Raw genomic sequence first — 12,316 nt, 5'->3', positions numbered from 1 at the left:
GTCTCGACCGCTAAATAGGACCTCGACCGGCAAGTCGACGCACTACGCGGCGAGGGAATCCCCGCCCGGCACATCTACGTGGACAAGAAGTCCGGATCCACCACCAACCCGCCAGGACTTCATGAAGCCCTCGACCAAGCCCGGGAGGGGGATGTGATTGTGGTGCACACCCTGGACCGGCTGGGCCGCACCGTCCGGGACACCCTGAACCTCATCCCCGACTTGGCAGGCCGCGGCGTCGGAGTCCGGAACCTGGCCGACCCGATCAGGGTTGATTCCGCCAATCCGGAGGATCCCATGTCGCAGCTGGCAGTCGTGATGCTCGCGCTCTTCGGCCAAATGGAACGAACCTACGCGATCGAACGCGCAGCCCACGCGCGTGCCGTTGCGGCTGCTAAGGGCAAAAGGATCGGTCGGCCCAGCGTGGTCGATCCAGCGAAGCTCGCCTATGCCGCACACCTTCGCGACCAGGAGGATCAGTCCATCTCCGAGATCGTCAAAGTCACGGGTATCACCCGTTCCAGCCTCTACCGTCATCTGCCGCCCCGCCCTCCGGAGGCGCTGACCGCCGAGAACCAGCAAAACGCTTAAGACCCCTGGCGTCGCTGGCGGTTGGTGCACGCGACTTCAGACAGAATGACGGTTTGTGTCTGCGACTTCGAACAAAACGACGGTTTGTGCAGACGACTTCGAGCGCGTCCGTGTCAGGAGTCGTCTGCACAAGTCCCGTACTTCCGCGGGATTCAGTGCAGACGACTTCTGAAACTGACACGAAGGGCCGGGCCTGGGCGTTCCAGTTCCTTGGAAGTGAGACTGTCTTGATCTAGGATTACTGACTTGTCTCGGCGCGGATGCACGAATTGATACTGTCTCTCGCCGGCCCAACTTCCTTTACCTTCGTGCGGGCGGCGCAGTGAAGCCGGAGAAGATCACCCCGAGCGGGTTCGGTGAATCCCGGCCGCTGACACCCGGCAACACCGAGGAGGAGCGGAACATCAACCGCCGCACCGACATCGTCATCGCTTCAGACCAGCCGGACTGGGTCAAAGCCCTCATTCCCGAAGCGATCGCCAAGGACAGGCCAAGGCAGCCGCTTCGGGAACCCACTGAGCAGATTAGTTGCGCAGTCCTACCCAACGGGTCATGACGTTGTACCCGAGCGGGCACCATTTCGTTGCGGTCTGTCCGCTCCCAGCCCGCTTCCAGTCGCTCTCGACGAACGCACTGTAGTAGGGCCAGAAGGTCTGCTTACAGACGGCGACCGCCCTATAATAACCATTCCCGCCGGAGCAGTATGCGTTGGTGTAGGTGTACCCTCCACCTGCCCAGCATCCGGTGGGGGCGGCTGCCGCCGGCCCGGCCCCAAGGGGGACCATCAAGGCTGTGAAAACGGTAGTAGCAAGGGCAAATGACGCGATTCTGCGCTTCATCCGGGACTCCTTTATTGGGTGGCTTGTGAAAAAGTGAAATATCCCACGCTAAGGACACCGGTCGCCTTCCAGCTAGTGTCAGGGATGCGCTTCGTAGTGGGATCTCGAGGCAGCGGGATTGTCCGTGGCCTCATATTGACAGCAGGGAAACGACAGGGGCTGCCAAGCCGGTTATCGAGTTACGCGTAAGTACCATTCCAGCTCGGGTACACGGCTTTCCTCATCAGACCGCCCCAATCACGGAACCAAAAGAAGCGAACCGGAGACTTCGGGAGCCAGGCTTGCGGCTGTGCCTCTTTGTTCACGGTTACAGCGGCGCCATTAAAAGAGTGGCTTGAAGCGTATGCTCCGACGGCCAATCCCACGAACAGAACTACTGCAACAAGGGCCAACGCAATAACGTTCCGGAGCCCAAAACCCCCTGCACTCCGGAGACCTGCATTTCCAATACTCACGGCAATTCCTTCCCTTTCGTCTGTGCCCGGCGGAGCGATAGCACTCAGTCCGATACGGGCAGCTATTCAACTTTGTACGAGAGGTGGTACTCCTGGAGCCAGCTCGGCTAGCCCCGTGGAGTGCCTCGACGATGGTTGAAGACTATGTGTCCGGGCGCTGATGATGTGCTGTGCTTTGGGAATTGTCACCCCAACAAGTGACAAGGGCTCCCCTGTCTCGGCGCTGAATGGATTGGAGGCTCAACGCCGGTTGAGATTGAACGGACCTACGGCGCACCGGTACGAGTGACTATTGGCAAAGGTTCTCTGATCTCAAGGAAAAACTCAGGTAAGGGCGAATCTTGAGTAGATGCCAGTATGGTCACGGCAACATCGGATCCGGCGGGAAGTGCCCTTACCCGGACCACCCCACTTGGACGACCAACACCCCCGGTCAAGGGGAGGGCACAGCAGGGGCAGCAGGCCAACCCAATTGCGCAGCAACCTGCTGCGCAAACGCCGGCCACCGACTCTCGGCCGCGAGAAAAGGAAAACCAATCCCCAAAGGGAGGCTCCCCCGAAGGCCAACAACCGCCGGACAGTCCGGCAGTAAAACCACCAACCCACAAAAGGGGGTCGGAACCCCGACCCCCAGGGACAAGACAAAAGCGGGCCGCGGGCCGTGCGAACAGCGTCACTGTCAAGGCCAGCGCCGCTGCTGCACTGCTGCCCCTCCATCAGCCGGTCGGCGAGGGCCGGCTCGTGATCGCCACCGACGCCTCGATCGTCCCGGGACAGGCCGGCGCAGGGATCGCCGCGGTCGCCAGCGACGGGACCGTCTGGCAGGACCGGCTGCCCGGAACTACCATCCCCGTTTCCCGCGCCGCTTGCCCCTTGCCCCTTGCCCCTTGCCGGGATGCTGCCCCTGGACGGGGCGGCACCCGGGCGAACGGGGAAACCCTGTCAAGGGCAACCTGCAGGAAACCCACGAAGGAGACCACCGTGAATCCCCCGAGACCCCCTCGTACCAACTGGCCAGCCCGCTCCCTCCCCGGTTACACCGAAAGGCACGGGCACAGCGTGCTGGGCACTTTCCGCTCACCTACAACTTCGGCTCACTAGTCCAGTCCCATGCGTGTTTGGCCACCTCCTTGGCCGACTTCTCGGTCGCTTCTCGATACTCGGGGTCGGACTTCATGCGGGCCTGATGCCTCTCGCCTGACTCGAGAAGGTATGCCCCGTAATCCCAGACACTTTCGAGATCGACCGGGCCAATCCCGATCTCCCCCGCCACCGCACGAACCCCCCGTTCGCTGGCACTGGCTTCCCCGGGGCCGAACAGCGTGTAAAGGGCGCCGACGCCGGGCAACCACTTGACTGCCTTCTTCAATACCTTCTTGCCGACTGACTCCGTTGCCTCCTTGACGGCCGTCTCGCCGAGTTCTTCGCCGGCCTTGAGCACTTTGGCCTCCTTGGTCGCTGTAGAAACCGTTTTGGTCTCCGTTGCTGCCTCCTGCGACGCTCTTAGTGTTTTTCGCCCCTCGGTTGCCGTATTGTGCGACCCTCCGGGAACGCCAGCGTGCCCGCTGCGCATGCCTAGATTCGTTTCTCTCAGTGCTTTTTTCGGATTCAGCGCTAACTCATCGATCGCATGGTCAATCTGCACGTCTCCCCTCGGACGGTGGCCCTTTTTTAGACTCTGGATGGCCTCTTTTGATAGCGCAATTCCGCCAAATGCCTTAACGCCTTGTTTATAGAGCTTTCCGACCCTCCGATAGAATCCAGGACGCACCAAATCAAACAAGTCACGTGCGTATTTAGTCCGTTCGACGGGGTCCGGCAACGTATCGAGTGCAGTCTCAAATGCCTCCAAATTCTTCAAGTAGCTACCTTTGCCAAATCTGTTTTCGAGCGTGACTTCGGCTGCTTCTCGCCACGCTTGTCCAAGGCGAGGGTAGTCAGTAATGAGTCCGGGGAGAAACTCCTTTGGAGCGTCAACCTGCTCACCACCTATGTCGGTGAATATGATAGGCCGACAGCGCACGTAGCAATACAGGTTCGTTCCGTCAACCAAATCCGCGGGGTCGCATGTAGTCCATCTCCCCAGCCATGCCGCGTAATGCCGAGCCCCGTGGTAATCGAGCCCGCTTTCCTCATCCCGCTCCTTTCCCGTACCCCGATACCTCTTTGCTGTATCTGTCTGGCTACGCACTGCCTGATACGTCGAGCTGCCGTAGGGCGCGTACTCCTCATAGGAAATGATCAGTGCCCGCTCGTCCAGTTCCAGGCTGGATGAACCGAGATGATTGCTGAGTTGATAGCGGATCAGTTGTAGCCGGTCGTCCGGATCGGGCGTGAGCAGGAGGGTGCGCGTCTCCACCAGGGCGATGCGCTGCTTATCGTCCATCACGTGCAGCGTCTCGCGCTCCAGCGTGGCGGAGTTCGCGCCGATGGCGCCGCCGTGCTTGCGGAACACTTCGAATCCGCCCAGGTAGATGCGCTCTTCCGTGAGGCCCGGAGCCTTCTCCCACACCTTGCGCACGCGCTGGCCTGAGGCGTCGTAGACATAGAAGGCCGCGCCACCGCCGCCCTTGTCGATCTGGCGCAACTGATCCTCGTAGTCCCAGTGCATGTTCGGCCCTGCACCGCCGCCCAGGTGGGGCATTCGCAGCATGTTGCCATGGGCGTCGTGCAGGTAGGTCTCGGGTACCGCCGCGACGCCATTGCCCACCTGAGTGCTGGTCAGACGGTTGCTCTGCTTGCCCGGCTCGGTCAGGCTGGTTTCCGCATAGGTGTAGGCACGCGTCCAGCCCGCATGCGCCGGGTCGCTGCTGCGATGCTGCATTTGCAGGAAGTTTCCGACAGCGTCGTAGACATAGCGTTCGATGTACGTGCCCATGGCGTTGCCGTCATTAGGAGCAAAGCGTCCGGCCGCATCGGCGCTGAGCAGGCCCACACGCCCTGTGTCGTCGTGCGAATGGGCGATGGGCGCTCCACCTTGGCCCAGATGCTCGCGGCCGGTGGCCTGGATCAGCCGGTAGAAGGCGTCATAAATGAAGTCGTTGCTCGGCTCGACGCGCTTGTTATCGAAGTAGATTGTCTGCTGCGCATCGTCACGGATGTGGGTGATGTTGCCGGCGGGGTCGTAGGTGTAGTGCAGGTTCTGCAGGGCGCAGCCCTTGCCTGCGGGCGGCTGCTCGGGTGAGGCCATGGTGGCCGGGGGTGGGTTCGGGTTCTCGCAGTCGTCGGTGAAGACCAAGCCCTGGGCCGTCGCGGGGTCCACGCCCCGGCGCGTGTACAGGTGCGTCAGTCGGAAGGTCGCGCGGTCGTAGGCGTAGGTGGTGCGGATGACCGTCGCGTCCTGGGTCTTGTAGTCGATGAGGGTGCGCTGACCCTTGGCGTCGTAATCGATGTCGGCCACACCGACCGGCGACGGTGCGTCGACGGCCGGGCGGAGCAGGCCAGCCGGCTCGGCGGCGTGCTCCAGCCACACGTCCACCCGCTCCAGCAGGTTGGCCTCGCTGAACACCGGCTGGATGACGTTGAACTTGTTCGGGTGCCCGGGTCGGTTCAGACTGCTGTGCGGCGCGATGGACTGAACGGGGCGGTTGAGCGCGTCGTAGCGGGTGCTGCCCTCGAAGGTTTCGGTGTCGAGTTGGGGGTTCAAGCGCCAGTCCGGGATGGCGGTGTAATCGCTGACCAGTTGCCGCGTACTGCGCAGCAGGTTCCCCTTGAAGTCGTAGGCCTCTGTCGGGTTACCGCTGGCGTCGAGGCGTGCGTTGGTGGCGATACCTGCGGAATCGGAGTGTTGGAGGATGCGGGTGCGCAGGTTGAGGCGCTGCGCCTCGGCTTCCTGAGCCGGCGTGGCTCCCGGCGACGGCTCGCCGTATTCGATTCTGTCGACCAGGATGTCGCGGTTCAGCGTGCGCGGATCGGAGTTGGGCTTAAGCGGATCGGCGTCGCTGAAGGTTCCTCGCACAGTCTGTTCGACCGGGCGGCGCAGCGCGTCGTACTGGGTCGTGAAGTTGTGGCCGCGGCTGTCCCAGGCGCGGATGGGCTTGCCGGTCACGTCGTTGAGCATCCAGCGTGCGCCGGCCTCTTGGCTTGCCTGATGGATGCGGCTGCCGAGCAGGTCGTAGGCGTAGCGCCTAACGATGCGGCCGAGGGGATCGCCCGCCTGCTGGACACTGTCGCGCACGGCGCGCTGGTTGCCTTCAATGTCCAATTCGACACGGGTGGCGAAGCTCTCTTCGGTGCCGTTCAAGTCGTGGCCGGGGCAGACGATGCGGTTGCGCGCGACGGTCAGGAAGGTGCGGCCCAAAGCGTCGTAATGGGCGGTGGTGGGTGTGTCGGAATGGGCTGCGGCACGCTCAGCGGCGTTGCGCTCGTCGGTGCCCAGTGCGTTGCCGATGCGCCGGGCGTGCCAGGTCTGCCAAGTCGCCGGCCGTGTCTTGAAGTACTCCTTGACGTAGCCGCCAATGTCGGGATCAGTGCGCGGGTCGCCGGACTGTTGATCGCTCGGCGCGCAGGTGTCGTTGACGTCGTAGGTGGTCTGCTGCCAGGGATCGAACACCACCTTCTGGTACGTGTGATTCGGCTGCAGGGTGGCGATGACGCGCCCGGCCGGGTCGTAGAACAGCACCGGGCTGACTCCGGCCATGACGCCGAACTCGTAATCATGCGCACTGCTGAAGAAGGGCTCGAACTGACGGACCGGCTTGCCCTTGTTATTGAAGATAGTCCAGCCGCTGCCCACCCAGCGTAGGCTCGCGATGGGGCCGCCTTCAACCACTGGTCCGGGCTCGGCCTGGATCTTCTTCTGGATCTCGCGGCCAAAGCCATCGGAGTAGCTGAAGCTGACCTGTATCCTTAGTCCTTGTGGTGGCAGCGGGGCACTGATGTGGGTTTCGCGGGCGAGTGTGGCAGCGAAGGCTGGTTGCCACTTCGTCGGGTCGTTGGGGTTAGCCTGCCGCGTGCGGCGGAAGCGGTCGAGGTCGTAGACGATGCGCGTTGTGGCGTCCCCCAGCAAGCCCGGAGCAGTGGCGTGCGGGTCGGCAGCGTCAAAGAGGGAGTCGAGTTGAGCTTGGGTTAGGTCGACGACAAAGCCCGTGAGCGTGTCCCCTTCCACCGGGGCTGGAAGCGGCTTGCCCATCACGGCGGTCCCCACCACCATGCCGAGGGTGTCGAAGGCCACCTCGGTCCGGTTGCGGTTCGGGTCTCTGACGAGGCGCGGCTGCAGGACCCGGTAGTCGTTGGCGTCCACCGTCACCCGGTTGCCGAGAGCGTCACGTGCTTCCGTCATCAGCAGGTCGTTGGCGTCGAAGTCAACGAAGGCGTCCTGTCCGAAGGGGTCGCGGTAGCGTCGCGGACGGAAGAAATGCTGCCGCGCCTGTGTCAGTTCAGTGGCTGGGGCGTCGAGCGGGTTGGTGGTGAAGAACGACTGCCCCGACGGGGTCCACCAATGATCGTCGGCATCTGTTGCGGGGAAGCGCCCTGCGGCCTTCATCGTCTGACTTTGCAGGTAGCCGCCGAGGTTCCCTGCCTGTCCGCCGAGCACGGCTGCCGGGTCGGGCAGCAGGGGCTCGGCGGCCTGGCCCGCACGGAAACGCTGGAAGACCTGGGTCAGCAACCCTGGCGTAAAGGCGAGCTTGTAGCTTTCACCGGGCAGGGCGAGTGAGTGCAAATCACCCAACGGCAACAGTCCGTTCAAATCGTCACGCCGGTAAAGCGTCCGCAGCCACTCGATGGGGCGGCGACTGACATTACCTGTGGCCGCGGTCTCGTAGGGAACTTGGTCTGTGAACCTGTGGCGCAGCCGTCCGGCAGCGGCGGGATCGGGCTCGACGAGGTCCGAAGCCTGAAAACGGCCGGCCTCACCGGTGGGAGTGTAGTCCGTCAGCTCGAACGTCAACGACTCGCAGGGCAGGGCGGTGCGGTAGGTGTCCGATGTCTCGATGGCGTTGGTGACGCTGTTTTCGGTATAGGTCAGCAGCGGGGTTACTTGCTTCGCTTGATCGGTGGGATCGAGCCCGGCCAGCCCTGGGTTTGGCACCTGCTGGACGTTGCCCTGGGCGTCGACAACGCGGATCTGCTCACGCCGCCCATAGCCAATAGCCGCCTGCTTGAGCACGTTGCCAAGAGCATCGACCTCAAGCGTCAACGCGTGCTGAATTCGCGGGTCGGCGGGATTTCGCTCGTAGTGGTAGCTGATCGCCTCGCACGCATGGGTGAAAAAGCTGGCCTGCGTGTTGCCTCCCCGTGGTTGCAGGGTACGGACGGTGAAGTTCAGTTCGGTGAGGGTGTAGGGCGTGCGGGCGCGCTGGACCTGTTGCGGCGTGGCACCTTGCCTGGCGTCGTCGGCATAGACTTCCTGGCGCAGCATGGAGCCCTTGAGGGCGCGGCAGGCTTCTCGCTCCTCCTCGATGGTGAGTCCGTCAGGGAGCATCGTGTCTGGCAGCAGCAAGGCTCGGGCCTCGTCGTCGGTGAGGCCCGGCTCGCGGAAGTACTCGCCTTTGTCCCCGGCGTTCAGCAGGCCGGCGAAGTAGTCGGAGACGTGGTCGCGGCCGAGGTAAACCCCCGTGTGGAACCAGGTTTTGGTGTGCACTGGCGGTACGTGCGACTCTGGGGCGATGTTGTCTGCCGGGACGGTGCCATCGGCAAGCGCGGCGAACTCCTCGGTGTCCCACTGCTCGACCATTCCGAAGCCGCGGAACTCGCGTTCCTCGCTGTCGAAGTAGCCGTGGTGGTAGGCGTAGCGGTTGACGAAGCGGTTCCGACTGATGTGATCGTGGGTCATGACCTTCTCGACCACGTGGACCGGAAAAGGAAGGCGCGTGATCCAAGGTTTGCCGTCGCGTTTGTCGAGCAGATGGAACTTAGTGGAAGGTGCGTAGTCGATGCGGGTCTCGGTGCCTAGGTTGTTGACGGTCTTGACCAACAAGTGGGGCTTCGTTCCACCCATCAGGTCGACGTAACGCATCTGCCGCTGCGCATCGCCGGCTAGGGGCGACGACCAGACCAAGCAGGCGGTGCCGTTGCCGAGCAGATCGATTGGCGTGATACTCACTGATTCGTCGATGTGCGGGAACCCCTTCAACTGCTGAGGCATGCTCCAACTGTTCCCCGATTGGTTGAAGTACAGGCGCACGCCGTCACGGTGGAGATAGACGATGTCGGTGGTGCCGCTGCCGTCAATGTCGGCCAAGCGGATGCGATTGTGATCGAACTGGTCAGGATTGTCGAACCAAGGCGCGTTGTCCATAGTCACCTTGGCGCCGAAGCGGCCGTAGCCGAGGTTGGGCCAGTAGCAGGCTTCGCCGTTGCGGATGCGGACGATGTCGGTTAGGCCATCGCCGGAGAGATCGGCCAAGTAGATGGATTGTGTGCCGTCGGCGAAGACAACGCGCGGGCCCCTCTCTTCATCGAGCGCTTGCGCGACGCGCTGCATGGGTCCGAAACCGTCTTCGGCGAGCGAAGTGTGCCAGATGAAGGTGTCGTCTTCGGTGATCAGCACGTCGGCGTGGCCGTCACCGTCAAGATCGACGAACTTGACGTTGGGATCGCGCGTGTCAAGGTTTAGTTGCGAGGTGAAGGGGCGGAATGGTTGCCAGCCTTCGGCCTGGTCATGTTCGTACAAGCCGGGCGTCGGCCCCTCCATGACGACGAGGTCGGGCTGACCATCTCCGGCCAGGTCCATGAACTGCGCGCCGCCGCTCAGGGCGATATTGGGTTTGAGGGCGACCGTTTCGAGCGGGGCGAACTTCGCTGTCACTAATTCCCGGCCGTCTGGCGTCTTGTCCGGGATTGGGCTGAGGTTGCGCTTGTAGAACCAGGCTCCCGCCTGCTCAGTGAGGATGCCGGGGATACCTTCGCCATGCAGGTCGGTCCAGCGGTACAAGCTGCCATCCAAACCAACGGGGAGGTTATCCAGGCTCGACGGGTCAACCTCCTCCACCATGTGCTGCACGATGGGCTCGCTGTACTCGAAGTCGAGGGGAGGGAGGCTGCGCGAGTCGTAGCCGCCGTCGTTACGCCGATAGGCGGTCTGTGTGACAGAGCGTAGAAAGGTGTAGACCGGGTTGCGGACGTCGGTGGGATCCACTTCATCAGAGTGCGTGAAATCCGTGGAGCGAACGAGGCACTCCCGCTCCACGCCCATCTCCCCAGGGAAGTGATGAAACATCAGAATGCGCTGGCAGGTCCGATAGGTGCGGACCTCAAAACCGGCACGGTAGGAGGAAAACGGATCGCTGCGTGCCGGCCATTCGCCAGTCCCGGTAGGCGTCGGTGCGTTGACGTCGTGCTCGCCATAGTCGAAAACGACCTCGAAAAGCCAGGAGTTGCTTCCGTCCTGCGTGGAAGCATCCTGAGGCTCCGGCCAAGGAGTGTCCTCTTTGAGCACCGGGAAGTAGGGCGCACGGTGGCCATAACGGATGCGTTTAAGGTAGCGCTCCGCCGAACGGGAGCCCGTCGTCCTGTTGCGTTCGTGAGCATTGACGAGAGCGTTGCCGAGGAGGTCCTCGAAGATTCGAGCGGAATCTTCGCTCTTGTAGGCGTAGACGATAACGTTTCCCTTGTCATCGTGGCTCTGGCAGATCAGCCAACTGAAGATGCGGCTGGGATTGGCAGGATCAGAGATGCGGCTCTCGCTCGTTTTGCCATACCAAGTGGTGATGTTGTCTTTGGAAATGGAACGCCAGAAGACGTCGGTCGCATCAAGAGTGTTCGTCCAGCGCTCGATGAGCGCAAAGAGCCCCTCGACCCGTGGGCGGTAGCGGCGAACCCGATATGTGAGGCCATCCACGATTCGTACAGGCAGGGTCTCTCGCTCCCATACGCCCTGTGCATTCTGAACGAGGAGCGGCACCAAGTCCTCGGCGCCAGACAGAACGAAGACGTCCGAGTCCTCTGCATCCTGGTATTGCGGCAGGCCCTTGTCAGTCTTGCGAGTGATCGCAGGCAATGAAAGGCTCCAACCGAAGCCAAATGGACCGTTGCCGGAACCGGAGTCATAGGAGATTGAGAGTTGGGGCCCGAATCCGGATCGCCCTGGGCTTGCAGCAATCGGCACCGACATCGATCCGGTTCCCGTAACGGGATTGGCGGCGAACTTCTCACCCATGCCGCGAATGGCCCCGCCGCCCTTTGGCAGCGATATGGAGGGAACCGCAGACTTCTGCTCGCCGTCGCTCCGAGATTTCGCTGTATCCGAGAGAGTCATCGGTCACCCCATGTCATTCCAACAATCTGCCCGCGATTTACGACCCTGCCCCTCCGGGCAAGGCATTCACTTGAGAAAGCGTGTGGTCCGGCGCGAGGGGCTAAGGACCTACGACGAGATCCACCTCTCTGGCCTCGACAGGTCAGATCGGCCCAACCCGTCTGTTCTCCTAAAGACGTGCGACGGCCGTGGACAAACAACTTCAAAACGTCAAGAGGTCGTCCAGAACGATAGATCGAGACAGCGCGACATGGCATGGGCATGACTCTCTGCATTAAATGGCAACCCAAGGATGGCTTATAGGCCTTCTGTCCGAATAGTCCTCGCATTTTGAAACTCGCACAAGAGTCAGTTACCTATCACTTGCCCAAGAGGAAATCGCGTCCAGCCGCTCCAGGCGTTGCTGGATCACATTCAGGTCCGGTGCACCCCCATTAGTCGGGCCGCCGGCACAATCTACGTCTACACGAGCGAAGCCGCAGCCTATACGGCGCACCTGGTCAGCAACGCAACCAGATCTTCAGGTGTCGTAAGCCTCTTTGATTAGATGCGACGCAGCTACACCCCGCTAGCGCCCAAGCGGCGCCTTGACCTCGATCACCGCCTGCAGACCAGAGCCAACGCGCGATCAATGTAACTGCAGCGGTTGCGAGGGAAACGAATATCGGGGCGCCATGCATCTGGAGCGCTGTCGGGTCATCAACGTTTCCGAAGACTGTCCTTGCCCGACCTGCACCGGTTGGAACCTCTCCACGAAGTCTAGGTTCTTGCCATTCATTTGGCCGTCGACATCCCGCCGTCAGTAGTCAGCTTCCGTCCTGCTCCCATACGACAATTCGTATTGAAGGGCGACCCCCATCCAATGTGCGGATAAATCCAAGCTCTTGACGTTCTAATCGACCAAGAGTAGAACAGGAAGCGCCCTGCCGATAAGGGTCAGGGACATGCCATCCGCAATCGCGACGCCTGCCCGCAGTGCGCCGCCTCTCCCGCAATGCTGACGCATCATCCGAGGCGTCGAATTGCGCACGATATCTTTTGGTTTATCGCCCGTAGAACGAGTTTGCATAATGCTGGCAAACTTACAGGCGAGTCGCCGGAATCACGGATGAAGGGAAAGTCGTTGACGACTGGGCTCTCGCGCCTGCTTCTCGAGGCTGACGCAAGTGGCGACTGACGGGCATGCACAACCGATAGCGCACAGCCAGAGGGGTGCAGCTTTGCGAGCGCCG

General features: G+C 62.0%; 3 protein-coding genes and 1 pseudogene. 3 read left to right on the top strand and 1 reads right to left on the bottom strand.

Annotation, left to right across the window (positions count from 1 at the left end; all coding sequences use genetic code 11):
* Positions 1 to 33: 33 nt before the first annotated feature.
* From ACX80V_RS16805 to ACX80V_RS16795, 3 genes and pseudogenes are all read left to right on the top strand, one after another.
* Positions 34 to 393, top strand: a pseudogene (locus ACX80V_RS16805) (recombinase family protein); the annotation flags it as partial.
* 30 nt (positions 394 to 423) lie between these two features.
* Complete coding sequence (locus ACX80V_RS16800) at positions 424 to 591, top strand: helix-turn-helix domain-containing protein (RefSeq protein ID WP_485844160.1); 168 nt, start codon at positions 424 to 426, stop codon at positions 589 to 591.
* A gap of 322 nt (positions 592 to 913) precedes the next feature.
* Positions 914 to 1,147 carry a hypothetical protein gene (locus ACX80V_RS16795; protein ID WP_485844091.1) on the top strand — a complete coding sequence of 78 codons (234 nt, stop codon included), beginning with the start codon at positions 914 to 916 and terminating at the stop codon, positions 1,145 to 1,147.
* 1,819 nt (positions 1,148 to 2,966) lie between these two features.
* Here ACX80V_RS16795 and ACX80V_RS16790 read toward each other — a convergent pair.
* On the bottom strand, positions 2,967 to 11,084 hold the full coding sequence (locus ACX80V_RS16790) for a SpvB/TcaC N-terminal domain-containing protein (RefSeq protein ID WP_485844090.1): 8,118 nt from the start codon (positions 11,082 to 11,084) through the stop codon (positions 2,967 to 2,969).
* Between the last annotated feature and the right edge of the window lie 1,232 nt (positions 11,085 to 12,316).

The organism is Pseudarthrobacter arbutini, from assembly GCF_054510915.1.
Note: the sequence above shows the minus strand (reverse complement) of the source record. Positions and strands in the feature narration are given on the sequence as shown.